Origin of the sequence: Actinacidiphila cocklensis, assembly GCF_907177275.1 — a bacterium.
Lineage (GTDB): Bacteria > Actinomycetota > Actinomycetes > Streptomycetales > Streptomycetaceae > Actinacidiphila > Actinacidiphila cocklensis.
Genome location: NZ_CAJSLV010000049.1, coordinates 111,775 through 137,954 on the forward strand (window position 1 = coordinate 111,775; position 26,180 = coordinate 137,954).

22 protein-coding genes are annotated in these 26,180 nt (G+C 69.9%); 13 read left to right on the forward strand and 9 right to left on the reverse strand.

Annotated elements, in window-relative coordinates:
- Positions 1-11: 11 nt before the first annotated feature.
- The 6 genes from murJ to trxA all read left to right on the forward strand — a co-directional run bounded on the left by murJ (position 12) and on the right by trxA (position 7,520).
- Positions 12-2,492 (forward strand): murein biosynthesis integral membrane protein MurJ, encoded by a 2,481-nt coding sequence (gene murJ, locus NFU81_RS13435; RefSeq protein WP_251489285.1) that lies wholly within the window; start codon positions 12-14, stop codon positions 2,490-2,492.
- Between the two features lie 140 nt (positions 2,493-2,632).
- Positions 2,633-4,471 (forward strand): protein kinase family protein, encoded by a 1,839-nt coding sequence (locus NFU81_RS13440; protein WP_251489287.1) that lies wholly within the window; start codon positions 2,633-2,635, stop codon positions 4,469-4,471.
- Positions 4,472-4,506: 35 nt separating this feature from the next.
- Positions 4,507-5,181, forward strand: coding sequence for an RNA polymerase sigma factor SigM (gene sigM / locus NFU81_RS13445; RefSeq protein ID WP_251489289.1), 675 nt, complete (start codon positions 4,507-4,509; stop codon positions 5,179-5,181).
- Positions 5,178-6,053: an anti-sigma factor family protein gene (locus NFU81_RS13450; protein WP_251489291.1), complete on the forward strand. Its 876-nt coding sequence runs from the start codon at positions 5,178-5,180 to the stop codon at positions 6,051-6,053. Before sigM ends, NFU81_RS13450 begins: the two co-directional genes overlap by 4 nt.
- Positions 6,054-6,197: 144 nt before the next feature.
- Positions 6,198-7,148: a thioredoxin-disulfide reductase gene (trxB, locus tag NFU81_RS13455; RefSeq protein WP_251489293.1), complete on the forward strand. Its 951-nt coding sequence runs from the start codon at positions 6,198-6,200 to the stop codon at positions 7,146-7,148.
- A 42-nt stretch (positions 7,149-7,190) separates the two neighbouring features.
- Complete coding sequence (gene trxA, locus NFU81_RS13460; RefSeq protein ID WP_251489296.1) at positions 7,191-7,520, forward strand: thioredoxin; 330 nt, start codon at positions 7,191-7,193, stop codon at positions 7,518-7,520.
- Positions 7,521-7,612: 92 nt separating this feature from the next.
- On the opposite strand, the gene NFU81_RS13465 is transcribed toward trxA, so the two are convergent.
- The 9 genes from NFU81_RS13465 to rpmH form a co-directional block, all read right to left on the reverse strand.
- Positions 7,613-8,230 (reverse strand): GNAT family N-acetyltransferase, encoded by a 618-nt coding sequence (locus tag NFU81_RS13465; RefSeq protein WP_251489297.1) that lies wholly within the window; start codon positions 8,228-8,230, stop codon positions 7,613-7,615.
- A 72-nt stretch (positions 8,231-8,302) separates the two neighbouring features.
- Entirely contained in the window at positions 8,303-9,397 is a 1,095-nt protein-coding gene (locus NFU81_RS13470; protein ID WP_251489299.1) for a ParB/RepB/Spo0J family partition protein, read from the reverse strand.
- Positions 9,394-10,509 carry an AAA family ATPase gene (locus NFU81_RS13475; RefSeq protein WP_251489301.1) on the reverse strand — a complete coding sequence of 372 codons (1,116 nt, stop codon included), beginning with the start codon at positions 10,507-10,509 and terminating at the stop codon, positions 9,394-9,396. Before NFU81_RS13475 ends, NFU81_RS13470 begins: the two co-directional genes overlap by 4 nt.
- A 236-nt stretch (positions 10,510-10,745) precedes the next feature.
- Positions 10,746-11,489 carry a 16S rRNA (guanine(527)-N(7))-methyltransferase RsmG gene (rsmG, locus tag NFU81_RS13480; protein WP_251489303.1) on the reverse strand — a complete coding sequence of 248 codons (744 nt, stop codon included), beginning with the start codon at positions 11,487-11,489 and terminating at the stop codon, positions 10,746-10,748.
- Positions 11,490-11,595: 106 nt separating this feature from the next.
- Positions 11,596-12,114: a Jag family protein gene (locus NFU81_RS13485; protein WP_251489305.1), complete on the reverse strand. Its 519-nt coding sequence runs from the start codon at positions 12,112-12,114 to the stop codon at positions 11,596-11,598.
- Positions 12,115-12,129: 15 nt separating this feature from the next.
- Entirely contained in the window at positions 12,130-13,359 is a 1,230-nt protein-coding gene (gene yidC / locus NFU81_RS13490; protein ID WP_251489308.1) for a membrane protein insertase YidC, read from the reverse strand.
- A gap of 2 nt (positions 13,360-13,361) precedes the next feature.
- Complete coding sequence (yidD, locus tag NFU81_RS13495; protein WP_167981854.1) at positions 13,362-13,679, reverse strand: membrane protein insertion efficiency factor YidD; 318 nt, start codon at positions 13,677-13,679, stop codon at positions 13,362-13,364.
- On the reverse strand, positions 13,676-14,074 hold the full coding sequence (gene rnpA / locus NFU81_RS13500) for a ribonuclease P protein component (RefSeq protein ID WP_251489310.1): 399 nt from the start codon (positions 14,072-14,074) through the stop codon (positions 13,676-13,678). The genes yidD and rnpA overlap by 4 nt, the downstream gene beginning before the upstream one ends.
- A 19-nt stretch (positions 14,075-14,093) precedes the next feature.
- Positions 14,094-14,231 carry a 50S ribosomal protein L34 gene (rpmH, locus tag NFU81_RS13505; RefSeq protein WP_030354375.1) on the reverse strand — a complete coding sequence of 46 codons (138 nt, stop codon included), beginning with the start codon at positions 14,229-14,231 and terminating at the stop codon, positions 14,094-14,096.
- Between the two features lie 390 nt (positions 14,232-14,621).
- Here rpmH and dnaA point away from each other — a divergent pair, with 390 nt between their 5' ends.
- From dnaA to gyrA, 7 genes are all read left to right on the forward strand, one after another.
- The gene (gene dnaA, locus NFU81_RS13510) at positions 14,622-16,514 is read left to right on the forward strand and encodes a chromosomal replication initiator protein DnaA (RefSeq protein ID WP_274036906.1); all 1,893 of its coding nucleotides are present in this window, start codon (positions 14,622-14,624) and stop codon (positions 16,512-16,514) included.
- A 733-nt stretch (positions 16,515-17,247) separates the two neighbouring features.
- Positions 17,248-18,378, forward strand: a complete 1,131-nt coding sequence (gene dnaN / locus NFU81_RS13515; RefSeq protein WP_251489312.1) for a DNA polymerase III subunit beta — start codon at positions 17,248-17,250, stop codon at positions 18,376-18,378.
- Between the two features lie 124 nt (positions 18,379-18,502).
- The gene (gene gnd, locus NFU81_RS13520) at positions 18,503-19,381 is read left to right on the forward strand and encodes a phosphogluconate dehydrogenase (NAD(+)-dependent, decarboxylating) (protein ID WP_251489314.1); all 879 of its coding nucleotides are present in this window, start codon (positions 18,503-18,505) and stop codon (positions 19,379-19,381) included.
- A 57-nt stretch (positions 19,382-19,438) separates the two neighbouring features.
- Positions 19,439-20,587: a DNA replication/repair protein RecF gene (gene recF / locus NFU81_RS13525; protein WP_251489317.1), complete on the forward strand. Its 1,149-nt coding sequence runs from the start codon at positions 19,439-19,441 to the stop codon at positions 20,585-20,587.
- Entirely contained in the window at positions 20,584-21,132 is a 549-nt protein-coding gene (locus NFU81_RS13530; protein WP_251489318.1) for a DciA family protein, read from the forward strand. Before recF ends, NFU81_RS13530 begins: the two co-directional genes overlap by 4 nt.
- 334 nt (positions 21,133-21,466) lie before the next feature.
- Complete coding sequence (gene gyrB, locus NFU81_RS13535) at positions 21,467-23,467, forward strand: DNA topoisomerase (ATP-hydrolyzing) subunit B (protein ID WP_251489379.1); 2,001 nt, start codon at positions 21,467-21,469, stop codon at positions 23,465-23,467.
- Positions 23,468-23,510: 43 nt separating this feature from the next.
- Positions 23,511-26,177: a DNA gyrase subunit A gene (gyrA, locus tag NFU81_RS13540; protein ID WP_274036902.1), complete on the forward strand. Its 2,667-nt coding sequence runs from the start codon at positions 23,511-23,513 to the stop codon at positions 26,175-26,177.
- Positions 26,178-26,180 lie beyond the last annotated feature (3 nt).

Here is a 26,180-nt window from a genome sequence, read left to right on the forward strand (position 1 = left end):
GTGGGGCACTGATGAACGCGCCGTATGACGGTGATCGCGACTCTGCGGGCCAGATGCCTCCCTCGCCCGAGCAGCGTCCGGCGCCCGCCGACCCCTATCTGCAGAACACGTATGCCTACGATCCGTATCAGCAGCAGGATCCGGCACAGGCACAGTGGGAGCAGCAGCAGCCCCAACCCGGCTACCAGGAGCAGCCGGGCCAGGAGTACGACGCCTTCGACCACCTCTTCCGCGACCAGCAGCCGCAAGGCGGCCAGCAGCAGGCCGGTTACCAGCAGCCCTACCCCGAGCAGCAGCACGGCGGCTACCAGCAGCCGTACCCCCAGCAGCAGGGCGGCTACGACCCGCAGCAGGGCTATCAGCAGCAGGGGAGCTACCCGCAGCAGGGCGGCGGCTACCAGCAGCCGTACCCGCAGCAGCAACAGCAGCCGCCGCAGCAGCACGGCGGCTATCCGGCGCAGGGCGGCTACGCGGCGCCGTACCCGCACATGCCGTCGGCCAACGAGACGACCGGCTTCTCGATCCCGATATACCAGGACCCGGGGTACGGCCAGGACTTCTACCAGGGCGAGCCCTACGCGGACCCGCACTACGCCGACTCGACGTACGTCGACCCGCGCTATGCCGACCCGCGCTACGGCTACCCGTACCAGCAGCCTTATCAGGAGCCGTACCAGCAACCGCAGCAGCAGCCCTACCAGGAGCCGTACCCGCCGCAGGGGTACCAGCAGCCCGGGCAGCCGCCGCAGGGCGCTCAGCGGCCCGGTACGCCCGCCACAGGCCCCGCAGGGCAGTCGGCGGCCGCCACCGGAACCACCGCGGCCGTACCTGCCGCCGCCGGAGCCGCCACGGCCGCCAAGTCCGGCGGCATCCTGAAGTCCAGCGCCCTGATGGCGGCCGGCACCCTGGTGTCCCGCGTCACCGGCTTCGTCCGCACCCTGGTGATCGCCGCGGCGATCGGCGTCGCCACCCTCGGCGACTCCTACCAGGTCGCGAACGTGCTGCCGACGATGATCTACATCCTCACCATCGGCGGCGGCCTCAACTCGGTGTTCGTGCCGCAGTTGGTCCGCGCGATGAAGGACGACGACGACGGCGGCAGCGCGTACGCCAACCGGCTGCTGACCGTGGTGATGGTGGCGCTCGGCGGCATCGTGACGGTGACCGTGCTCGCCGCGCCGCTGCTCGTCAAGCTGATGTCCGCCAAGATCGCCGACAACCCGGACACGTACAACGTGGCCATCGCCTTCGCCCGCTATTGCATGCCCACCATCTTCTTCATGGGCGTCCACGTGGTGATGGGCCAGGTGCTCAACGCCCGCGGCCGCTTCGGCGCGATGATGTGGACACCGGTACTGAACAACATCGTGGTGATCTTCACCTTCGGGATGTTCATCTGGGTCTACGGCTCCTACGGCTCGACCCGGATGGACGCCACCACGATCACCCCCGAGGGCGTCCGGCTGCTCGGCATCGGAACGCTGCTCGGCCTGGTCGTGCAGTCGCTGGCGATGCTGCCCTACCTGCGGGACGCGGGCTTCAAGTTCCGGCCGCGCTTCGACTGGCGCGGGCACGGCCTGGGCAAGGCCGCCAAGCTGGCCAAGTGGACGTTCCTGTTCGTCCTGGCCAACCAGGCGGGCCTGATCGTGGTCACCCAGCTCGCCACCTGGGCCGGCGCCAACGCCGACAAGAGCGGTTACCAGGGCACCGGCATCACCGGCTACAACTACGCGCTGCTGCTGTGGCAGATGCCACAGGCCATCATCACCGTCTCGGTGATGGCCGCGGTCCTGCCGCGGATCTCCCGGTCCGCCGCCGACGGTGACATCGCCGCGGTCCGCGACGACATCTCCTACGGCCTGCGCACCTCGGCGGTCGCGATCGTGCCCGCCGCCTTCGCCTTCCTCGCCCTCGGCGTGCCGATGTGCGGCCTGCTCTACGCCGGAACCAACGAGGGCTCCGCCCGCAACATCGGCTTCATCCTGATGGCCTTCGGCGGCGGCCTGATCCCCTACTCGGTGCAGTACGTCGTGCTGCGCGGCTTCTACGCCTTCGAGGACACCCGCACCCCCTTCTACAACACCGTGATCGTCGCCACGGTCAACGCAGCGGCCTCCGCCCTCTGCTTCGTCGCACTGCCCGCCCGCTGGGCCGTGGTCGGCATGGCCTTCTCCTACGGCCTGGCCTACGCGGTCGGCGTGGGGGTGGCCGTCAAGCGGCTGAGCGCCCGCCTCGGCGGCGACGTGGACGGCCGCCGGGTGGTCCGCACCTACGCCCGGCTCGTCGGCGCCTGTATCCCGGCCGCCACTGTGGCAGGCCTCGCCGCCTACGTCATCAGCGGGAAGCTGGGCGGCGGGGTGACCGGTTCGCTGGCCTCGCTGGTGGTCGGCGGCTTCCTGCTCGGCGGCATCTTCCTGGTCATCGCGAAGCGGATGCGCATCCAGGAGCTCAACGGCATGATCGGCATGGTCCGGGGCAGACTCGGCCGCTGATCCGACATCCGCCCATGGGCGTTGCCCCAGCCGCGCAACCATCACGGCCTGCCGCGTGTCGTGCATAGAGCCGGACTGTGGGCACAATTGTCTTCGGCTCGACGTGGGATCGCGCAATGGATGGGGAGGCAGGAACGACGGTGGCGGATCGGAGCACGGCGGCCGTCGGAGTGGCTGATGAGGGCGGCGAGGCACCGCCCGCAGCCCGGGAGGACGACGCCACACCCGACGGTACGACGACGGACGACCAGGAAAGCGGCACCGCCGGCGACGGCAACCCACCCAAGGACACAGCAGAGGGCACCGAGAAGACCGAGGACGGCGCGGAGGAGACCGCACAGGCCCCCGCCGTCGACGCCGACCCGCAGCCGGCACAGGCCGAGCCCGATCCCGATCCACAACCCGACCCCGAGCCCTCTCCCCGCCCCGCGCCTCGGGCCAAGCCCAAAACGAGCGCGCCGGACTTGCACAGCGGCCACCGGCTGGCCCGGCGCTACCAGCTCGCGGAGTGCGTCACACGGGTGGACGGCTTCAGCAGCTGGCGCGCGGTGGACGAGAAGCTGCGCAGGGCCGTGGGCATCCATCTGCTGCCCGCGGAGCACCCGCGGTCCCGCCAGGTGCTGGCGGCAGCCCGCTCGGCCGCCCTCCTCGGCGACCCCCGGTTCGTCCAGGTCCTCGACGCGGTCGAGGAGGGCGAGCTGGCCTATGTGATCCACGAATGGCTGCCGGACGCCCTCTCGCTCACCGACCTGCTGGCCTCGGGCCCGCTGGAGCCGCACGAGGCCTACCAGATGGCCAGCCAGGTATCCCAGGGAATGGCCGCCGCCCACCGCGAGGGACTGGCCCATCTGCGGCTGGACCCGGGTGCGGTCCTGCGAACCAGCTCGGGGCAGTACCGCATCCGCGGGCTCGCCGTCGCCGCCTCGCTGCGCGGGCTCAGCTCGGATCGACCACAGCGGCAGGACACCGAGGCGATCGGCGCACTGCTCTACGCCGCCCTCACCCAGCGCTGGCCCTACGAGGAGGACGCGCACGGCCTGTCCGGGCTGCCCAAGGGCGTCGGCCTGGTCGCACCTGACCAGCTGCGCGCGGGCGTCCACCGCGGCATGTCGGACGTGGCGATGCGTGCCCTGGTCAACGACGGGGCGACGGCGTCTCGTGAGGTGCCGCCCTGCACCACCCCCGAGGAGCTGGCCAAAGCCATCGCGGGCATCCCGCGGATCCGGCCGCCCGAGCACCCCGCCCCGGTCTACCAGCCGCCCGCTTTCCAGCAGCCGCCGCAGCCGCCGACCGGCGCGACCCGCTATACCGTCGCGGGTCCCTCGGCCCTCCCCACGGCCCCGCCGCCCGCGCTGCCCGGCCGCACCGGCAGCGCACTGAAGTGGGCCGTCTCCGCGCTGCTGATCGTGGCGATCGGGCTCGGAAGCTGGCAGCTCGCCGATGCCATGAAGTCCCGGGAGAACCACTCCCCGCGCAAACCGCCCAGCTCCCCGAGCGCCAACCAGAATCCGGCGCCGCCGCCGTCCACGCCGCTGACGATCGTCGGCGTCAAGGACTTCGACCCGCCGCCGAAGGGCAACGGCAGCGAGACCCCGTCCCAGATCGGTCGGGTTGACGACCACGACCCGAATACCACCTGGGAGACCAGCTGGTACTCGAACGCCGGCTTCGGCGACCTCAAGGACGGCGTCGGGGTGATCCTGGACCTCGGCAGCGCCCACCGCGTGAGCAGCGTCGCGGTGAACGTCGTGGGTGACACCGACCTGGAACTGTGGGCGGCGCCTCAGGGCACCACGACCCGGCCGACCACCCTCGACGGCTTCCAGAAGGCGGCCGGCGGGTCTGGCGACCAGAAGGTGACACTCAAGCCCAGCGGGCAGGTCACCAGCCGCTACCTGCTGGTCTGGCTGACCAAGCTCCCGGTGGACTCGGACGGCACATTCCGTGGCAGGATCTCGGAGATCAGCGTGACGGGCTGAACCGGCCCCACGGAAGCGGACGGGGGAGTCTGGCCTTGGAGCGAACGCCGCTCGGCGAAGCCGACGACGCCGACCTCCTCGCCCGCCACGTGGCGGGCGAGGCCGATGCCTTCGGTGAACTGGTCCACAGGCACCGGGACCGGCTGTGGGCGGTCGCCCTGCGGACGCTGGGCGACCGCGAGGAAGCCGCTGACGCCGTGCAGGACGCGCTGGTGTCGGCCTTCCGAGCCGCCCATACCTTCCGCGGCCAGTCGGCCGTCACAACCTGGCTGCACCGCATCACCGTGAACGCCTGCCTGGACCGGGCACGACGGGCCGCGTCCCGGCGCACCGCACCGGTCGCCGACGAGGAGAACTTCGAATCCCTCCTCGAACCGCACGAGTCGGCCGAGGCCCCCGCCGAGCGCGACGAGCTGCATCGCGAACTCCTCGCCGCTCTGGCCACGCTGCCTGCCGAGCAGCGGGCCGTCCTGGTGCTGGTCGACATGCAGGGCTATCCGGTCGCGGAGGCGGCGGCCGTGCTCGCCGTACCGGAGGGCACCGTCAAGAGCAGATGCGCCCGTGGCCGCGCCCGGCTGCTGCCGCTGCTCAGCCACCTACGGACCGGGGGCGGCGCCGACCGGGCCGGCCCCGACGGCGGAAGGAACCGGACGCAGGGGACATCCGTCCCACCGGCAGGAACGGAACAGGGCGGAGGTGACCACCGATGACATCGACCACGGGCCAGGACCCGCATCCGGACGTCATGGAGATCGCCGACCTGGCCGAGGGCATCCTGCCGCCGGAGCGGGCGACGGAAGTCCGCGCCCACGCGGAGTCCTGCGTGGAGTGCGGCGAGGTGCTGGCCTCGCTCGCGGAGATCCGCGACCTGCTCGGCGATCTACCGGAGCCGGAGCCGATGCCCGCCGATGTGGCCGCACGGATCGACGCGGCCCTCGCCGCCGAGGCTCGGTTCGACTCCGCTCTGCCGCATGTTCCACGTGAAACATCGCTGCCGGCACAGGCGACCGGCGAAGCGGCGGATGTTCCACGTGGAACATCGGCACCCGCCGGCCGTCTCTCGGCACCCACCGGACCCGGCCGCGGCCGCAGGCACCGGCGTGCGCTGCTGCTCGGCGCGGCCTCGACGGCTGCCGTCCTCGCTCTGGGCGGGGTGGTCTACGAACTGTCGTCCCACAGCGGCCCCACCGCCAACGCGGACAGCAGCGCCCAGCGGAAGGCCAGCGCCCAGGGCGGAGACGATTCCAACGCGGTGGGTGAAGAGGTGGCACGGCTACTCGACGGGGCGGGCGGCAAGACCGGCGGCGGGGTGACCTCACCGATGCTGAGCCCCCGTGGGGACGCCAAGGTCACCGGCCCCGACGGCACCGTCATCACCGTGCCCGGCTGCGTACTCAAAGCCACCCAGCGGGTCCAGCAACCGCTGGCCGCCAGTCGGGAGCCCTACGAGGGCGTCGACTCCTACCTCGTCGTGATTCCCGACCCCGACCCCACGCAGGTCGACGCCTATGTGGTGACTGCCACCTGTACGGCCGACACCCCCGGCAGAGTGCTCTTCCGGGGCGCCTATCCACGGGGCTGACCAGCCGTACCCGGGGCTCACCGGGGTAGGCGTGGGGCGGCGCACCGGCGGGGGAATGCCAGCCCCGTAGGATCCGTTAGGCACGACGTGAGTCCAGCCAGGGCCGGACCCCCACAGCAGTCCGCAGAGACGAGGAAGACACCCGTGAGCGACGTCCGTAACGTGATCATCATCGGCTCGGGGCCTGCGGGCTACACCGCGGCGCTGTACACGGCACGCGCATCCCTCAACCCGCTGGTCTTCGAGGGCTCGGTCACCGCCGGCGGTGCCCTGATGAACACCACCGAGGTGGAGAACTTCCCCGGCTTCCGGGACGGCATCATCGGCCCGGACCTGATGGACAACATGCGCGCCCAGGCGGAGCGGTTCGGCGCCGAGCTGATCCCGGACGACGTGGTCGCGGTCGACCTGTCCGGCGACATCAAGACTGTCACCGACTCGGCGGGCACCGTCCACCGGGCGAAGGCCGTCATCGTCGCTACCGGGTCCCAGCACCGGAAGCTCAACCTGCCCAACGAGGACCAGCTCTCCGGTCGTGGCGTCTCCTGGTGTGCCACCTGTGACGGCTTCTTCTTCCGCGAGCACGACATCGCCGTGATCGGCGGTGGCGACACCGCGATGGAGGAGGCGACCTTCCTCTCCCGGTTCGCCAAGTCCGTGAAGATCGTGCACCGCCGGGACAGCCTGCGGGCGTCCAAGGCGATGCAGGAGCGCGCCTTCGCCGACCCGAAGATCTCCTTCGTCTGGGACAGCGAGGTTGCCGAGATCCAGGGCGACGGCAAGCTGTCCGGCCTGACCCTGCGCAACACCAAGACGGGCGAGACCTCGGAGCTGCCCGTCACCGGGTTGTTCATCGCCATCGGCCACGACCCGAGGACCGAGCTCTTCAAGGGTGTCCTCGACCTCGACGGGGAGGGCTACCTCACCGTCCAGGCGCCGAGCACCCGCACCAGCATTCCCGGTGTCTTCGCTGCCGGAGACGTCGTGGACCACACCTACCGTCAGGCGATCACCGCGGCTGGCACCGGCTGTTCCGCCGCTCTGGACGCCGAACGCTACCTGTCGTCGCTCAGCGACGCCGGGAAGGCCGCCTGATCCCCCATCCCCACCCGCTGTATCGAACCTGAGGAGACTGCCGTGGCCGGCAAGCCCAAGCACGTAACGGACGCCACCTTCGCCGAGGAGGTCCTCGCCAGCGACAAGCCCGTGCTGGTCGACTTCTGGGCCGAGTGGTGCGGCCCCTGCCGTCAGATCGCCCCGTCCCTGGAAGCCATCGCGGCGGAGCACCCGGACGACATCACCATCGTCAAGCTCAACATCGACGAGAACCCCGTCACCGCCGCGAAGTACGGCGTGATGTCCATCCCGACCCTCAACGTCTACAAGGGCGGCGAGGTCGTGAAGACGATCGTCGGTGCCAAGCCGAAGGCCGCGCTCGTCCGCGACCTCTCCGACTTCATCGGCTGATCGCGCACTGTTCCACGTGGAACATCGAAGGGCCGGCTCCCCTCGGGGGAGCCGGCCCTTTCGTATGGACAGCTACGGGAGCGGGTGCAACGTCAGAGCGGGCGGAGGACGGGCTCCTTCTGGACGGCGCCCAGCAGCCGGTCAATGGCCATCTCGACGTCCTCCTTCCAGGAGATCGTGGAGCGCAGCTCCAGCCGTAGCCGGGGGAACCGGGGGTGCGGTCGGACCGTCTTGAAGCCGACGGCCAGCAGATGGTCGGCCGGCAGGACACAGGACGGCGCCGACCACTTCGCGTCGCCGAACGCCTCGATCGCCTTGAAGTTCCGCCGTACGAGATCCTTGGCCACCGTCTGCACCAGGACCCGGCCGATACCCTGGCCCTGATAGCCGGGCAGCACGCGGGCCGTCATCAGCTGAACCGCGTCCGCGGACACCGGACTGGTCGGGAAGGCCATCGACCGGGGCACGTAGGCGGCCGGGGCGTAGAGCACGAACCCTGCCGGGACCTCGTCCACGTACACCACCCGGCCGCAGGAGCCCCACTCCAGCAGCACCGCGGAGATCCAGGCCTCCTTCTCCAGCTCGGGCTTGCCAGCCTGGACGGCGGCCTCGCCACTCACCGGGTCCAGCTCCCAGAAGACGCAGCGCCGGCAGGGCTTGGGAAGGTCAGGAAGATTGTCGAGGGTGAGCGGTACTAGCCGACGGCCCATGTGCCAAGGACCCCATTCCTGTCGCTGACCGAACGGTGGCACCCCGGGGTTCAGGTCCGGGGTGCCACGGTGTCACTCGTCGTCGTCCTCGGCCTCGTCGTCCAGCCGGTTCTCCAGCACCTTGCCCTCACCGGGTGCCATGGCGCCGAGGATGCGCTCCAGATCTTCCATCGAGGCGAACTCCACCACGATCTTGCCCCGCTTCTGGCCCAGGTCCACCTTCACCCGGGTGTCGAAGCGGTCGGAGAGCCGGGTGGCCAGGTGGGTGAGCGCCGGGGCCACCCGGCGGCCGGCCCGCGGCGCCGCCGACTTCTTGGCGGTCTGCGGCTCGCTGTTCATCAGCTTCACGATCTCTTCGACCGTTCGGACCGACAGCTCTTCCGCGACGATCCGGAGCGCCAGCTTGTCCTGCGCTTCGGAGTCCTCCAGCGAGAGCAGGGCGCGGGCGTGCCCGAAGGAGATCACCCCGGCTGCCACCCGACGCTGCACCGGGGCGGGGAGTTTGAGCAGCCGCAGGGTGTTGGAGACCTGCGAGCGGGACCGGCCGATCCGGTCGGCCAGCTGCTCATGGGTGCAGGAGAAGTCCCGCAGCAGCTGGTCATAGGCCGCAGCCTCTTCCAGCGGGTTCAGCTGCGCCCGGTGCAGGTTCTCCAGCAGGGCGTCCAGCAGCAGCTTCTCGTCGTCGGTGGCCCGGACGATTGCCGGAATCCGCTCCAGGCCCGCCTCGCGGCAGGCCCGCCAGCGGCGCTCGCCCATGATCAGCTCGAAGCGGTCCGCGCTGATCTGCCGTACGACCACCGGCTGGAGCAGACCGACCTCTTTGATCGAGGTGATCAGCTCGTTGAGGGCGTCCTCGTCGAACACCTCCCGCGGCTGCCGGGGGTTGGGCGTGATGGCGTCGAGTTCCAGCTCGGCGAAGTAGGCGCCCGCGACCGGGACCCGCGCCGCGGAGAGATCCGGCTCTGTTTCACGTGAAACAGGGATCTCCACTGCGGGCGGTGCGGACTCCGTCGGCCGGCGTTCCACCAGACCCGCCACCTTTGCCGCCGCGACCCCGCGGTCCGGCACCAGGACCGGTGCGGTCCCGGACGTTGGGCTGGTCGCCTGCGGCGCGGCCGGGATCAGCGCGCCGAGACCACGGCCGAGCCCTCTGCGTCGATCACTCACTGGATCCCCTCCGACATGCTGTGCGGGTTGTGCTGTTCGCCCTGCGACTGCGGGTCGTACTCGACGGCCACCTCGCCCGGCAGACCGCGCAGGGCCATCTCCCGGGCGGCCTCCAGGTACGACAGGGCGCCGCTGGAGCCCGGGTCGTAGGTCAAGACGGTCTGACCGTAGCTGGGCGCCTCAGAGATGCGTACCGAGCGCGGAATGCTGGTGCGCAGCACCTCCTTGCCGAAGTGGGTGCGCACCTCCTCCGCCACCTGGGAGGCCAGCCGGGTCCTGCCGTCGTACATCGTCAGCAGGATGGTGGACACATGCAGCTTCGGGTTGAGGTGGGCGCGGACCAGGTCCACGTTCTTCAACAGCTGCCCCAGTCCCTCCAGCGCGTAGTACTCGCACTGGATCGGGATGACCACCTCGGCGCCGGCCACCAGGGCGTTGACGGTGAGCAGGCCGAGCGAGGGCGGGCAGTCGATCAGGACGTAGTCCAGCGGCTGCTCGTAGGACTCGATCGCCCGCTGCAGCCGGCTCTCCCGGGCCACCAGCGAGACCAGTTCGATCTCGGCGCCGGCCAGGTCGATGGTCGCGGGAGCGCAGAAGAGGCCCTCCACGTCGGCCACCGGCAGCACAACGTCCGACAGCGGCTTGCTCTCCACCAGCACGTCGTAGATCGACGGCACCTCGGCGTGGTGGTCGATCCCGAGCGCCGTGGAGGCGTTGCCCTGCGGGTCGAGGTCGATCACCAGCACCCGCGCGCCGTGCAGCGCCAGGGAGGCCGCCAGGTTCACCGTGGTCGTGGTCTTACCCACCCCGCCCTTCTGGTTGGCGACGACCATCACCCGGGTCTGCGCCGGACGGGGCAGACCCTCACCGGTGCGGTTCAGCGCCTCGACGGCCATCTGGGCAGCGCGGCCGATCGGGGTGTCATCCATAGGAGGCAATGTTTCACGTGAAACATCGCTCCCGAACCCCGGGGGCACGGAAAGTGGTCCCCCGGCTGATTCAGCTGAGCGGGGACCGGGGACCGGGTCGGCCATCGGCCCCGCGATATTGGCGTCGGACCGCAAGGACTCACTCTCCTCGACTTCAGGCTCGCTATGAGAAGAGCCTGCCATGCCCGAGGGGTGCTGAACCAGCGAGCCCCGGTCGGCTGTGGATAAATCCCGGTTATCCACAGCCGAATTGGGCTTGGTCGGCTTGTTGGCGCGCGCCTCGGCCGCGGCACGGCCGCGGCTGAGGACTCCTGGAAGCAGTGAGCGACGTTTCACGTGGAACACGATGCGCCGCGCCACGCCTGTATCCCGACAGGACACTCCGGATTATGACGTTTTGACCGCTTCCGACCAGTCGCTCAGCGGCGACGGCGCCCCGCGTTGCCCCCGCCTCGCGGTGCCCGGCTGGCCCGGGCCGCTTTCGCCCGCCGGGTGGCCGCACGAACTCCGCCGGGACTTTCCCCCACCAGGACCCGGACGACTGTGGACAACGGATCGACCACGCCCTCACCGACCTGGGTCACCGAGGCGCTCACCGCGCCCAGCCGGCCGAGCGCCGCCCTGGCCGCCTTCAGCTCCTCCTCGGCGGTATCGCCCTTGAGGACCGCCATCTCACCGTGCGGGCGCAGCAGGGGCAGTCCCCAGCCGGCCAGCCGCTCCAGCGGCGCGACCGCGCGAGCGGTCACCACGTCCACCGGCGGCAGCTTGCCCACCATCTCCTCGGCCCGACCGCGGACGACCGTCACATTGGTCAGCCCCAGCAGCCGTACCACCTCCTCCAGGAAGGTCGTACGGCGCAGCAGCGGCTCCAGCAGGGTGATCTCCAGGTCCGGCCGGGCCAGGGCCAGCGGAATGCCCGGCAGGCCGGCACCGGAGCCCACGTCGCAGACCGACACGGCCTCGTCGATCACCTCGGAGAGCACCGCACAGTTCAGCAGGTGCCGCTCCCACAGCCGGGGCACCTCGCGCGGACCGATCAGACCGCGTTGCACCCCGGCATCCGCCAGCAGCTCGGCATAGCGCAGCGCGTCGGCGAACCGGTCGCCGAACACCGCCCCGGCCTGCTCGGGCGGCGCGGGAAGCTCCGCTGCTGCCTCCGTCACGGGACTTTCCTTTCCTCGGTTCTCGCACGCGTTCTTTCATCCAGGCTGACAAGCTTCGGCCCCGCCTGCGAGCAGACGGGGCCGATCGATCGGAGTGCGCAACCGGTCAGACCGGCAGCACGACCACCCTGCGCTGGGGCTCCTCGCCCTCGGACTCGCTGCGCAGACCCGCCGCGGCGACCGCGTCATGCACGACCTTGCGCTCGAAAGGCGTCATCGGGTCCAGCTTCACCGGCTGACCGGTCTCCTTGGCCTCGGCTGCCGCCTCTGCGCCCAGCTGCGCCAGTTCCGCGCGCTTGCGCGCCCGGAACCCGGCGATGTCCAGCATCAGCCGGCTGCGCTCACCGGTCTCCCGGTGCACCGCGAGCCGGGTCAGCTCCTGCAGCGCCTCCAGCACCTCGCCGTCCCGCCCGACGAGCTTGGTCAGCTCCCGGGTGGAGGTGTCGCCGATGATCGACACCGACGCACGCTCACCCTCGACATCCATGTCGATGTCACCGTCGAGGTCGGCGATGTCCAGCAGCCCCTCCAGGTAGTCCGCCGCGATCTCACCCTCCTGCTCCAGCCGGGTCAGAGTCGCGGACGAGCCGCTGTCGGGTGCCGCGGTGGTGTTGACGTCGCTCACGCCTGGACGCTCCTCTTACTTCTTCTTCGACGACAGGTTGGTCGGCTTGGACTTGGCCCCGCCTGGCTGCTTACCCGGCGTGCCGCCGCCCTGCTTCTGACCGCCCGCCCTCGGAGCGCCGGCCCGCGGTGCGCCGCCGCTGCTCTTGCCGCCGGAGCCGGACCGGGTAGCACCGCCCTTGGAGGCGCCGCCCTTGGGAGTACCGCTCTTGGGGGTACCGCTCTTCGGGGTGTCGTCCTGGGGAGTGTCGGCCTGGGCGTCGCCGGCAGAACCACCGGAACCGCCCGCCCGCGGTGCTCCGGGACCGCCAGCAGCGCCGCCGGTGTGCCGCTTGGCCTTCGGCTGCCGCTTGGGCTGGGTGCGGTTGGCCCGGGCGACCTCGACGGCCTCCTTGGCAGCGATCTCCTCGGGCTGCTCGACCAGCTTGCCCTTGGCCCGCAGCCGCTCCTGGCGCTGCTGGAAGGCCAGGCTGCCGGGGGTGGGGTTGCGGTAGATCACGAACATCTGCTGGCCCATGGTCCACACGTTGGTGGTCAGCCAGTAGATGAGGACACCGACGGGGAAGTTGATACCCAGCACGGCGAAGATGACCGGGAAGACGTACATCAGCATCTTCTGCTGCTGCATGAACGGCGTCTTCACCGTCATGTCGACGTTCTTCGTCATGAGCTGGCGCTGGGTGTAGAACTGCGACGCCGACATCAGCACGATCATCACGAGGGTGACAACCCGCACATCGGTGAGGGTGGCACCGAGTGACTCGACCTTGGCGGCACCGTCGGTGAACTTCGCCGCCAGCGGGGCGCCGAAGATGTGCGCGTTCTTGGCGCTGTCGACCAGGTTGGAGTGGATCACTCCGACCTCGTTGCCCTTAGCGATGTTGCTGAGCACGTGGTACAGCGCGAAGAAGAACGGCGACTGGGCCAGAATCGGCAGGCACGAGGAGAGCGGGTTGGTGCCCGTCTCCTTGTACAGCTTCATCATCTCTTCGGACTGCTTCTGGCGGTCGTTCTTGTAGCGCTCCTGGATCGCCTTCATCTTGGGCTGGAGCGCCTGCATGTTCCGGGTGGACTTGATCTGCTTGACGAACAGCGGGATCAAGCAGATCCGGATCAGGACCACCAGCGAGACGATGGACAGACCCCACGCCCAGCCGCTGTCCTTGTCGAAGATCAGGCTGTAGAACGAGTGGAACTGGACGATGATCCACGACACTGCGTCGTATAGGGGGTTCAGGATCCCCACGGTCAGGCTCCTTGGGCGTGAGAGGGTCCGGTGGGCTCGGGCGTGACGGGCCCGTCGGAGCCGCCCCGCAGTGCGCGGCGCAGCAGTTCGTGCCATGGCGGCCGCTTACGCGGCGGGACATGGTCCACTCCGCCGGGCGACCAGGGGTTGCACCGGAGGATGCGCCACGCGGTAAGGGCAGTGCCCTTGATCGCGCCATGCCGGTCGATGGCGGTGTACCCGTAGTGGGAGCACGACGGGTAATACCGGCACACCGGGCCGAGCAGCGGACTGATCGTCCACTGATACAGCTTGATCAGTGCCAGCAGTGGGTATTTCATTGAGCCACCCTCCCCTCGGCATCGCCATGGGTGTCACGGCCCAGCAGCCGCTGCAGTGCGGCGTCCAGGTCGAGGGCCAGCTGTGCGTGGTCCGCGTTCCCCGCTTCGGGAAGCGCGCGTACCACTACCAGGCTACCGGGGGGGAGGAGTGACAGACGCGCCCGGACCAGATGACGCAGTTTGCGTTTTACCTGATTCCGCTGTACCGCCCCGCCGACGGCCTTGCTCACGACGAAACCCGCACGTGCCGGGGGAGTCTTCTCCCCAGGCACGTGCGGGTCAGTGGCGTCTCGGCGCAGATGGACGACCAGCAGCGGGCGGCCCGCCCGGCGTCCACGGCGAACCGCCGTCGCGAAGTCCTGGCGCCGCCTCAGCCGATTCTCGGAGGGCAGCACGACATCAGGCCTGAGGCAATCAGGCAGACAGACGCGCGCGGCCCTTGCCGCGGCGGGTCGCGAGGATCGCGCGACCCGCACGGGTACGCATCCGCAGACGGAAGCCGTGGGTCTTGGCGCGGCGGCGGTTGTTCGGCTGGAAGGTGCGCTTGCTCACTCGGGGGCTCCAGGAGAGATCGTGTCCGGCGGGGCGTCGCCTGGCTGTCACCGTGCGCCCACGAAAAGCTCGCGGATCAAACGGGTGCACCGCTTGACGATCGCCCGGCAGCGTTAACGCTCCGGAAGATCCTCGCCCATCGGTAGGCAGGCGGCAGCAGCCATCGACAACTCGACCTCGATACGGTACGTGCGGCTAGGCCATCCGGTCAAACCCGACGGCGCGCCCCCGCCATTTGTACACAGCCTGTGGACAACGACTTGAACCACGCCCGCCGCGCTGATTACCGTGGCTGAACTCCGTACTCTTCCCGCCCCTGCCGAGGTCCACACGTCCGCGGGAGATCGCTGCACCACCTACGCAACATAAGCAACCGAGAGAGCGTGCCCTGTGGCTGACGTATCCGCCGATCTTGCCGCAGTGTGGCCGCAAGTGCTCAGGAAACTGCTGGTGGACAGCGAGGACCTGAAACCCACCCATGCGGAATGGCTCCGGCGCATCCAGCCGCTGGCCCTGGTGGCCGGCACCGCCGTGCTGTCCGCGCCGAACGAGTACGCCAAGAAGATCCTCGAGGGCCAGCAGCTCAAGCAACTGATCACCGATGTGCTCAGCCATGAGTTCGGTCACACCGTGGGCATCGCCATCGCGGTCGCCTCCGGCGGCGAGCAGGACCATCCGGACGGGGGAACGGACGACTGGCCGCCGCGTACGCCGGACGAGGAGTGGCAGCAGCCGGGGCTCGGGAACTGGGGCGCACCGCCCGCCGGCGCCTTCCAGGACCGCAGGCCCGACCCGTACCCCGACGCCAGGGACGCCCGCGACGCGCACGGCGACCGGGACGGCCGCGACCCCAGGGACCCGCGGGACCGGCTCGACGGCCGCGACATTCGTGACATTCGCGACAGTCGCGGGGACCTCGACCGGGAGCGTGACCTCGACCGCGACCGCGGCCGCGACCTGGACCGGAGCCGGGACCTCGACCGCGGCCGCGACCTCGATCGCAACCGGGAGCTGGACCGCGGCCGGGACCGCTACCGCGCCGATCGCCTCGACGGCGGCTACCCGGCCGTACCGCACCAGGCGCACCCCGGCGACCGGCCGTACGGCGCCGGGTCCGCGGGCGGGTATCCCCAGCAGGGCGGGCAGCCGCCCGCCGCCCGCCCCGAGCGGTCCTCTGCCGTGCCCCCGCCGCCGGGCGGCTCCGGCGGCCCGGGCGGCGGGGGATCGGGCGGCAGCGGCGGGGCCGTGGAGCCCACCGCCCGGCTGAACCCGAAGTACCTCTTCGACACCTTCGTGATCGGCGCCTCGAACCGCTTCGCGCACGCCGCGGCGGTCGCGGTGGCCGAGGCCCCGGCCAAGGCCTACAACCCGCTGTTCATCTACGGAGAGTCCGGCCTCGGCAAGACGCACCTGCTCCATGCGATCGGGCACTACGCGCGGAGCCTCTACCCCGGCACCCGGGTCAGGTACGTCAGCTCCGAGGAGTTCACGAACGAGTTCATCAACTCCATCAGGGACGGCAAGGCCGACGCCTTCCGCAAGCGCTACCGCGACATGGACATCCTGCTGGTCGACGACATCCAGTTCCTGGCGAGCAAGGAGTCGACGCAGGAGGAGTTCTTCCACACCTTCAACACCCTGCACAACGCGAACAAGCAGATCGTGCTGTCCTCCGACCGGCCGCCCAAGCAGCTGGTCACCCTGGAGGACCGGCTGCGCAACCGCTTCGAGTGGGGCCTGATCACCGACGTCCAGCCGCCCGAGCTGGAGACCCGGATCGCGATCCTGCGCAAGAAGGCGGTCCAGGAGCAGCTGAACGCGCCGCCCGAGGTGCTGGAGTTCATCGCGTCCCGGATCTCCCGCAACATCCGGGAACTGGAGGGCGCGCTGATCCGGGTCACCGCCTTCGCGAGCCTCAACCGGCAGCCGGTGGACCTGCAGCTCACCGAGATCGTGCTGAAGGACCTGATCCCGGGCGGCGAGGACTCGGTGCCGGAGATCAGCGGCACCGCGATCATGGCGGAGACCGCGGCCTACTTCGGCCTCGCGGTGGACGACCTGTCCGGCTCCTCGCGCAGCCGCGTGCTGGTCACCGCACGGCAGATCGCCATGTACCTGTGCCGGGAGCTGACCGACCTGTCGCTGCCCAAGATCGGCGCTCTCTTCGGGGGCCGCGACCACACCACGGTGATGCACGCCGACCGGAAGATCCGCTCGCTGATGGCGGAGCGGCGGTCCATCTACAACCAGGTGACGGAGCTGACCAACCGCATCAAGAGCTGACGCGCACCGCGCTCCGTTCGATTACCCGTCGCCGCGGTCCTGTTGTCCACAGGATCGCGGCGATTTGTCTGTCCACAGCCTGGGGACACCGGAGTTGTCCAGATACTCTCCACAGGCGGGTCGGCCGCGGCGGTGTCCTGGCTGCTCAGTGGGGTGGGGATATGTGGGTAACCGTGATCCACAGACTGTGGACGGACCGGCCGTCCACAGCACCCACCGACCGGTTGTCCACCGCCCGCCCACAGGTTGGGGCCGGTTGTGCACAGCTCGGAGCCGCTTCTCCACATCTTTGTCCACTGTTCGGCAACGAACAGCCCCCTGTCCCACGGGAGAGTGAAAGCCGTCACACCAAGGCGGTGGGTTGGCCTGGGGAGAACCGGGGTATTCCTGGGGACAGAGCTGGGGACAACACCGGGTCGCCTGTGTACGGGGTGTGCACAACTTTCCGCCGTCCACAGCACCCCCTGGTTGTCCACCGGTCCCACCCACAGGCCCTGGGGATAAAAAACCGGGCCTGACCTGCACAGGAACCGGTTATCCACGGTATCCACAACCCCTACTACTACGACTACACGTAGAGAACGGGGAAACTGCTTCGAAGCGGGTCCTGTGCACAACTCGGCCCTCGCCTCCCGGCCGGCTGTGTCGCCGCTTGACGGCAAGCCGCTCCGAGTGACAGTCCTGTGCGTCAGACTGTTCCCCGACAGCTGGCAACAAGCAGGAGGCGGTTCCGGTGAAGATCCGGGTGGAGCGCGACGTACTCGCCGAGGCAGTGGCTTGGGCAGCCCGCAGCCTCCCGGCCCGCCCCCCGGTGCCGGTGCTCGCCGGGCTGCTGCTCAAGGCCGAGGACGGCCAGCTGAGCCTGTCCGGCTTCGACTACGAGGTCTCGGCCCGGGTCGCCGTCGAGGCCGAGATCGACGAGGAGGGCACCGTCCTGGTGTCCGGCCGGCTGCTCGCGGACATCTCCCGGGCACTTCCCAACCGCCCTGTGGAGATCTCCACCGACGGGGTCCGGGTCACCGTCGTCTGCGGCAGCTCCCGCTTCACGCTGCACACGCTGCCGGTCGAGGAGTACCCGGCGCTGCCCGCGATGCCGGTGGCGTCCGGCACGGTTCCCGGTGAGGTCTTCGCCGCCGCCGCCAGCCAGGTCGCCATCGCGGCCGGCCGCGACGACACCCTGCCGGTGCTGACCGGTGTGCGGATCGAGATCGAGGGCGACACGGTGACGCTGGCCGCCACCGACCGCTACCGCTTCGCGGTCCGCGAGTTCCTGTGGAAGCCGGAGCAGGCCGACATCTCGGCCGTCGCCCTGGTGCCCGCCAAGACGCTGCAGGACACCGCCAAGTCCCTCACCAGCGGCGACACCGTGTCCATCGCGCTGGCCGGCTCCGGCGCCGGTGAGGGCCTGATCGGCTTCGAGGGCGCGGGGCGGCGGACGACGACCCGGCTGCTCGAGGGCGACCTGCCCAAGTACCGCACGCTCTTCCCGACCGAGTTCGCCTCCGTGGCGGTGATCGAGACCGCGCCCTTCGTCGAGGCGGTCAAGCGCGTCGCCCTGGTCGCCGAGCGCAACACCCCGGTGCGGCTGAGCTTCGAGCAGGGTGTGCTCACCCTGGAGGCCGGCTCCAGCGACGATGCACAGGCTGTGGAAAGGGTCGACGCCAAGCTGGAGGGCGACGACATCTCGATCGCCTTCAACCCGACCTTCCTGCTGGACGGGCTGAGCGCGATCGACTCCCCCGCGGCGCAGCTGTCGTTCACCACGTCCACCAAGCCGGCGCTGCTCAGCGGCCGCGCCGCCGTCGACGCCGAGCCGGACGACGCGTACAAGTACCTGATCATGCCGGTCCGGCTGTCCGGCTGAGCCCGCCCGCGGCTGCCGCCCGGGCCGACGTAGGCTCATCCTCAGGTCAGGTTCAGGGTCAGGCAGCAGCCGGCGTCGCCGCAACACCGCGGGCGCCCGGGGCGCTTCGAACGAAGGATTTGTGATGGAGCTCGGTCTCATCGGTCTCGGCAAGATGGGCGGCAACATGCGCGAGCGCATCCGCCGCGCAGGCCACACCGTCGTCGGCTACGACCGCAACCCGGATCTCGCCGATGTCCACAGCCTCAAGGAGCTTGTGGACGGCCTGCAGGGACCGCGGGTGGTGTGGGTGATGGTGCCGGCCGGCGCCGCGACCCAGTCCACCATCGACGAGCTGGGCGAGCTGCTCTCCCCCGGCGACCTGGTGGTCGACGGCGGCAACTCGCGCTGGACGGACGACGAGAAGCACGCCGAGGAGCTGGCGGCCAAGGGCATCGGCTTCGTCGACTGCGGTGTCTCCGGCGGTGTGTGGGGCCTGGCCAACGGCTACGCGCTGATGTACGGCGGCAAGGAAGAGGACGTCGCCAAGGCGCAGCCGATCTTCGACGCGCTCAAGCCCGAGGGCGACTCCGGCGCGGTCCACGCGGGCCGGGTCGGCGCCGGCCACTTCGCGAAGATGGTCCACAACGGCATCGAGTACGCGATGATGCAGGCCTACGCCGAGGGCTGGGAGCTGCTGGAGGCGGTGGACTCCGTCACCGACGTCCGCGAGGTCTTCCGCTCCTGGAAGTCCGGTACGGTCATCCGCTCCTGGCTGCTCGACCTGGCCGTGGACGCGCTGGACAAGGACGAGCACCTGGGCGGCCTGCGCGGTTACGCCGACGACTCGGGTGAGGGACGCTGGACGGTGGAGGCCGCGATCGACAACGCGGTGCCGCTGCCGGCGATCACCGCCTCGCTCTTCGCGCGTTTCGCGTCCCGCCAGGACGACTCGCCGCAGATGAAGATGATCGCCGCGCTCCGCAACGAGTTCGGCGGCCACGCGGTCACCGCCGCCGAGTAGGCGGCCCGCACCACACAGCAAGCAGGGAGGTCGGCGCGGCGACGCGCCAAGCACGCGATGCACGTAGCGCACCTGTCGCTCGCCGACTTCCGCTCCTACGCCCGGGCCGAGGTCCCTCTCGACCCGGGCGTCACGGCTTTCGTGGGTCCCAACGGGCAGGGCAAGACCAACCTGGTCGAGGCGGTCGGCTACCTGGCGACGCTGGGCAGCCACCGGGTCTCCTCCGACGCCCCGCTGGTCCGCGTCGGCGCCGAGCGGGCGGTGGTACGCGCCCAGGTCGTGCAGGGCACGCCCGCCGACACCGAGCGGCGCCAGCTGCTCGAACTGGAGATCAACCCGGGCCGCGCCAACCGGGCCAGGATCAACCGCTCCTCGCAGGTCCGCCCGCGCGATCTGCTCGGCATCGTCCGCAGCGTGCTGTTCGCGCCCGAGGACCTGGCGCTGGTCAAGGGCGATCCTGGGGAGCGCCGCCGCTTCCTCGACGAGCTGATCACCGCCCGGGCGCCGCGTCTGGCGGGTGTGCGCAGCGACTTCGAAAGAGTGCTGAAGCAGCGCAATACGCTGCTGAAAACCGCCGCACTGGCCCGCAGGCACGGTGGCAAGGGCGCCGACCTGTCCACCCTGGACGTGTGGGACCAGCACCTGGCCACGGCCGGCGCCGAGCTGCTGGCCCACCGGCTCGACCTGGTGGCGGCGCTGCAGCCGCTGGCCGACAAGGCCTACGAGCAGCTGGCGCCCGGCGGCGGTCCGGTGGGCCTTGACTACCGCAGCTCGATGGGCGACGAGGCGCTGGCGGGCGCCGTCGGCCGCGAGGAGCTCTTCCCGCGGCTGCTCGACGCGCTGACCGCGGCCCGGCGCCAGGAGATCGAACGCGGCGTCACCCTGGTCGGCCCGCACCGGGACGACCTGGTGCTCAGGCTCGGCCCGATGCCCGCCAAGGGCTACGCCAGCCACGGCGAGTCCTGGTCGTACGCGCTGGCGCTGCGGCTGGCCTCCTACGAACTGCTGTGCGCGGACGGCGACGAACCGGTACTGGTGCTCGACGACGTGTTCGCCGAGCTGGACGCCAGGCGCCGGGAGCGGCTGGCCGAGATGGTGGCGCCGGGCGAGCAGGTGCTGGTCACCGCAGCAGTGGACGACGACGTGCCGGGGCTGCTGCGCGGGGCGCGCTTCTCGGTGCAGGACGGGACGGTGGTTCGGCAGTGAGCGACACGGCGGGTGGCGGCGACGTACCCCAGCAGCCCGCGCCGCCAGAGGCGTCGGGCGTGGACCTGGCGCGGGTGGCGCTGAGGGCGGCCAAGGAACAGGCCAGGGCCAGGGGCGCCGCGGCCGTACAGAAGAAACAAGCCAGGCGCGGCGGGCTGCGCAGCGGCGCGAGGGCGGACGGCAGGGACCCGCTGCCGCTGGGCGCGGCCATCAACCGGCTGATCACCGAGCGCGGCTGGGAGGCGCCGGCCGCGGTCGGCGGGGTGATGGGCCGCTGGCCGCAGCTGGTCGGCCCCGAGGTCGCCCAGCACTGCTCGCCCGACCGCTACGACGAGGAGGCGCGGGTCCTCACTGTGACCTGCGACTCCACCGCGTGGGCGACCCAGCTGCGGCTGCTGGCCCCGACCCTGGTGGCCCGGCTCAACTCGGACCTCGGCCACGGCACGGTGAAGCTGCTCAAGGTGCTCGGCCCGGTGGCGCCGACCCGTTCCTACGGCAGGCTGCGGGCGCCGGGCAGCCGCGGTCCCGGCGACACCTACGGCTGAGCGAGCCCGTTCGCGCAGGTGGGCGACCCTTTCGAAGGGTCTTTTCGCACGCCTGCGCGACCGCGGAGCCGTCCCCGTGCTCAGCGTAGCCGCGCCTTGACAGCCGGAAGCCCTGGACGCCCGCGTGAGCGGTTTTGGCACCGGGGCTGCGTGTAGGGAGTCGGGCGGCGGCAGTTTTGGGCGGCACATGGGAAGGGAGGTACCGGCAAAGCCCCATTCATGTCGGCGCTACCGGTAGACTGGTCGACACACCGCCCTCCCCTGGCAACGCGCGGGGGTACCCCAGCGGAACATGTCGAAGACGCAGCCGATCCCGCACTGCGGGACCCGGCTCGTGCTGTGCCAGAAAGGGCGCTTCGTGGCCGATTCCGGCAACCCCAACGAGAACTCCAGCAAGTCCTACGACGCCAGCGCGATCACCGTGCTCGAAGGCCTCGACGCGGTGCGCAAGCGCCCGGGTATGTACATCGGCTCGACCGGTGAACGCGGCCTGCACCACCTCGTGCAAGAGGTGGTCGACAACTCGGTCGACGAGGCGATGGCCGGTCACGCGGACACCATCGACGTGACGATCCTCCCCGACGGCGGCGTCCGGGTGGTCGACAACGGCCGCGGTATCCCCGTCGGCATGGTCGCCTCCGAGGGCAAGCCCGCCGTCGAGGTGGTGCTGACCGTGCTGCACGCCGGCGGAAAGTTCGGCGGCGGCGGCTACGCGGTCTCCGGCGGTCTGCACGGCGTCGGCGTCTCCGTCGTCAACGCGCTGTCCACGCGCGTGGCGGTCGAGGTCCGCACCGAGGGCCACCGCTGGACGCAGGACTACAAGCTGGGGGTGCCGACCGCGCCGCTGGCGAAGAACGAGCAGGTCGAGGAGACCGGCACCTCGGTCACCTTCTGGGCCGACCCCGACATCTTCGAGACCACCGAGTACTCCTTCGAGACGCTGTCGCGGCGCTTCCAGGAGATGGCGTTCCTCAACAAGGGCCTGCGGATCTCGCTGACCGACGAGCGCGCCGACCACGTGGACGAGGAGGGCAGGCCGCTCAGCGTCTCGTACCACTACGAGGGCGGCCTGGTCGACTACGTGACGTACCTCAACTCGCGCAAGGGCGAGCTGATCCACCCCACCGTCATCGACATCGAGGCGGAGGACAAGGAGCGGCTGCTCTCGGTCGAGGTCGCGATGCAGTGGAACAGCCAGTACAGCGAGGGCGTCTACAGCTTCGCCAACACCATCCACACCCACGAGGGCGGCACCCACGAGGAGGGCTTCCGCGCGGCGCTGACCAGCCTGGTCAACAAGTACGCGCGGGAGAAGAAGCTGCTGCGTGAGAAGGACGACAACCTCAACGGCGAGGACATCCGCGAGGGCCTGACCGCGATCATCTCGGTCAAGCTCGGCGAGCCGCAGTTCGAGGGCCAGACGAAGACCAAGCTGGGCAACACCGAGGCGAAGACCTTCGTCCAGAAGGTCGTTCACGAGCACCTGACCGACTGGCTGGACCGCAACCCCACCGAGGCCGCGGACATCATCCGCAAGTCGATCCAGGCGGCCACCGCCCGGGTCGCGGCCCGCAAGGCGCGCGACCTGACCCGCCGCAAGGGCCTGCTGGAGTCGGCGTCGCTGCCGGGCAAGCTGAGCGACTGCCAGTCCAACGACCCGACGAAGTGCGAGATCTTCATCGTCGAGGGCGACTCGGCCGGCGGCTCGGCCAAGTCCGGCCGCAACCCGCAGTACCAGGCGATCCTGCCGATCCGCGGCAAGATCCTGAACGTGGAGAAGGCCAGGATCGACAAGATCCTGCAGAACACCGAGATCCAGGCGCTGATCTCGGCCTTCGGCACCGGGGTCCACGAGGACTTCGACATCGCCAAGCTGCGCTATCACAAGATCATCCTGATGGCGGACGCCGACGTCGACGGCCAGCACATCAACACCCTGCTGCTGACCTTCCTCTTCCGCTTCATGCGCCCGCTGGTCGAGGCCGGACACGTCTACCTGTCCCGCCCGCCGCTGTACAAGATCAAGTGGGGCCGCGACGACTTCGAGTACGCCTACTCCGACCGTGAGCGCGACGCGCTGGTGGAGCTGGGCAAGGGGAACGGCAAGCGGATCCGCGAGGACTCGATCCAGCGCTTCAAGGGCCTGGGCGAGATGAACGCGGAGGAGCTGCGGGTCACCACGATGGACATCGACCACCGGGTGCTCGGCCAGGTCACGCTGGACGACGCGGCCCAGGCCGACGACCTGTTCTCGGTGCTGATGGGCGAGGACGTGGAAGCGCGCCGGTCGTTCATCCAGCGCAACGCCAAGGACGTCCGGTTCCTGGACATCTGAGTCGGCCCCCACTTTGGCCGTGTGAAAGGACAATCTGACAGCGATGGCCGACGAGACCCCCAACATCCCACCCGTGCCCGACGTCCCCGATTCCGAGCGGGAACTACGCAACGAGGCCGGCGGCCTGCGTGTCGAGCCCGTCGGGCTCGAGACCGAGATGCAGCGCAGCTATCTCGACTACGCGATGTCCGTCATCGTCTCGCGCGCGCTGCCGGACGTCCGTGACGGCCTCAAGCCGGTGCACCGCCGGGTGCTGTACGCCATGTATGACGGCGGCTACCGGCCCGAGAAGGGCTTCTACAAGTGCGCGCGCGTCGTCGGCGACGTCATGGGCACCTACCACCCGCACGGCGACTCCTCGATCTACGACGCGCTGGTCCGGCTCGCGCAGCCGTGGTCGATGCGGATGCCGCTGGTGGACTCCAACGGCAACTTCGGTTCCCCGGGCAACGACCCGGCCGCCGCCATGCGGTACACCGAGTGCAAGATGATGCCGCTGTCCATGGAGATGGTCAGGGACATCGACGAGGAGACCGTCGACCTCCAGGACAACTACGACGGCCGCAACCAGGAGCCGACGGTCCTGCCGGCGCGCTTCCCGAACCTGCTGATCAACGGCTCGGCGGGCATCGCGGTCGGCATGGCCACCAACATCCCGCCGCACAACCTGCGCGAGGTCGCCGACGGCGCCCAGTGGTGCCTGGCCAACCCGGACGCGACCCCCGAGGAGCTGCTCGACGCGCTCATGGAGCGCATCAAGGGCCCCGACTTCCCGACCGGCGCGCTGGTCGTGGGCCGCAAGGGCATCGAGGACGCGTACCGCACCGGGCGCGGCTCGATCACCATGCGGGCGATCGTCGCGGTCGAGGAGATCCAGAACCGGCAGTGCCTGGTCGTCACCGAGCTGCCGTACCAGACCAACCCCGACAACCTGGCGCAGAAGATCGCCGACCTGGTCAAGGACGGCAAGATCGGCGGCATCGCGGACGTCCGCGACGAGACCTCGTCGCGTACCGGCCAGCGGCTGGTGATCGTGCTGAAGCGGGACGCGGTCGCCAAGGTGGTGCTGAACAACCTCTACAAGCACACCGACCTGCAGACCAACTTCGGCGCCAACATGCTGGCCCTGGTCGACGGCGTGCCGCGCACCCTGTCGCTGGACGCGTTCATCCGCAACTGGGTGAACCACCAGGTCGAGGTCATCATCCGGCGCACCCGCTTCCGGCTGCGCAAGGCCGAGGAGCGCGCCCACATCCTGCGCGGCCTGCTCAAGGCGCTCGACGCGATCGACGAGGTCATCGCGCTGATCCGGCGCAGCGACACCGTCGAGGTCGCGCGCGAGGGCCTGATGGGCCTGCTCGACATCGACGAGATCCAGGCCAACGCGATCCTGGAGATGCAGCTCCGCCGGCTGGCCGCCCTGGAGCGGCAGAAGATCATCGCCGAGCACGACGAGCTGCAGGCGAAGATCAACGAGTACAACGCGATCCTCGCCTCGCCCGAGAAGCAGCGGCAGATCATCAGCGAGGAGCTGCAGGCCATCGTCGACAAGTTCGGCGACGACCGGCGCAGCAAGCTGGTGCCCTTCGACGGCGACATGTCCATCGAGGACCTGATCGCCGAGGAGGACATCGTCGTCACGATCAGCCGTGGCGGCTATGTGAAGCGCACCAAGACCGAGGACTACCGGTCGCAGAAGCGCGGCGGCAAGGGCGTACGCGGCACGAAGCTCAAGCAGGACGACATCGTCGACCACTTCTTCGTGACCACCACCCACCAGTGGCTGCTGTTCTTCACCAACAAGGGCCGGGTCTACCGCGCCAAGGCCTACGAGCTGCCGGACGCCGGCCGGGACGCGCGCGGCCAGCACGTGGCGAACCTGCTGGCCTTCCAGCCCGACGAGCGGATCGCCCAGATCCTGGCCATCAAGGACTACCAGGCGGCGCCGTATCTGGTGCTGGCCACCAAGTCCGGCCTGGTGAAGAAGACCGCGCTCAAGGACTACGACTCCCCGCGCTCGGGTGGCGTGATCGCCATCAACCTGCGGGAGGCCGAAGGAGAGGTGGGCGGCATCGCGGGCTCCGACGAGCTGATCGGCGCCGAGCTGGTCTCCGCGGACGACGATCTGCTGCTGGTCAGCCGCAAGGCCCAGTGCATCAGGTTCACCGCGTCGGACGACGCGCTGCGCCCGATGGGCCGCGCCACCTCCGGCGTGAAGGGCATGAGTTTCCGCGAGGGGGACGAACTGCTCTCGATGAATGTGGTCAGGACCGGTACGTTCGTCTTCACCGCCACCGACGGCGGTTATGCGAAACGCACCGCGGTGGACGAGTATCGGGTGCAGGGCCGCGGCGGACTGGGGATCAAGGCGGCCAAGATCGTGGAGGACCGGGGCTCGCTGGTCGGGGCGCTGGTGGTCGAGGAGACCGACGAGATCCTCGCCATCACGCTGAGCGGCGGGGTGATCCGTACGCGGGTCAACGAAGTCAGGGAGACGGGCCGTGACACCATGGGCGTCCAGCTGATCAACCTCGGGAAGCGGGATGCCGTCGTCGGCATCGCGCGCAATGCCGAGGCGGAGGATGATCCGGAGGCGGCGGGTCCTGCCGGCGTCGAGGATGATGACACCGTGAACGACAGTGAGCGCAGCAGCGAGCACGACGTTGCGGCCGAGGGCGGTCAGCCCGCGGCCGGTGAACCGGAGGAGTAAGCC

Coding starts and splice junctions, on each gene's coding strand:
- murJ (WP_251489285.1), top strand. CDS start 12: ATGAACGCGCCGTATGACGGTGATCGCGACTCTGCGGGCCAGATGCCT.
- NFU81_RS13450 (WP_251489291.1), top strand. CDS start 5,178: ATGACATCGACCACGGGCCAGGACCCGCATCCGGACGTCATGGAGATC.
- NFU81_RS13465 (WP_251489297.1), bottom strand. CDS start 8,230: ATGGGCCGTCGGCTAGTACCGCTCACCCTCGACAATCTTCCTGACCTT.
- NFU81_RS13475 (WP_251489301.1), bottom strand. CDS start 10,509: ATGGCAGGCTCTTCTCATAGCGAGCCTGAAGTCGAGGAGAGTGAGTCC.
- yidD (WP_167981854.1), bottom strand. CDS start 13,679: ATGAAATACCCACTGCTGGCACTGATCAAGCTGTATCAGTGGACGATC.
- gnd (WP_251489314.1), top strand. CDS start 18,503: ATGGAGCTCGGTCTCATCGGTCTCGGCAAGATGGGCGGCAACATGCGC.
- recF (WP_251489317.1), top strand. CDS start 19,439: ATGCACGTAGCGCACCTGTCGCTCGCCGACTTCCGCTCCTACGCCCGG.
- gyrA (WP_274036902.1), top strand. CDS start 23,511: ATGGCCGACGAGACCCCCAACATCCCACCCGTGCCCGACGTCCCCGAT.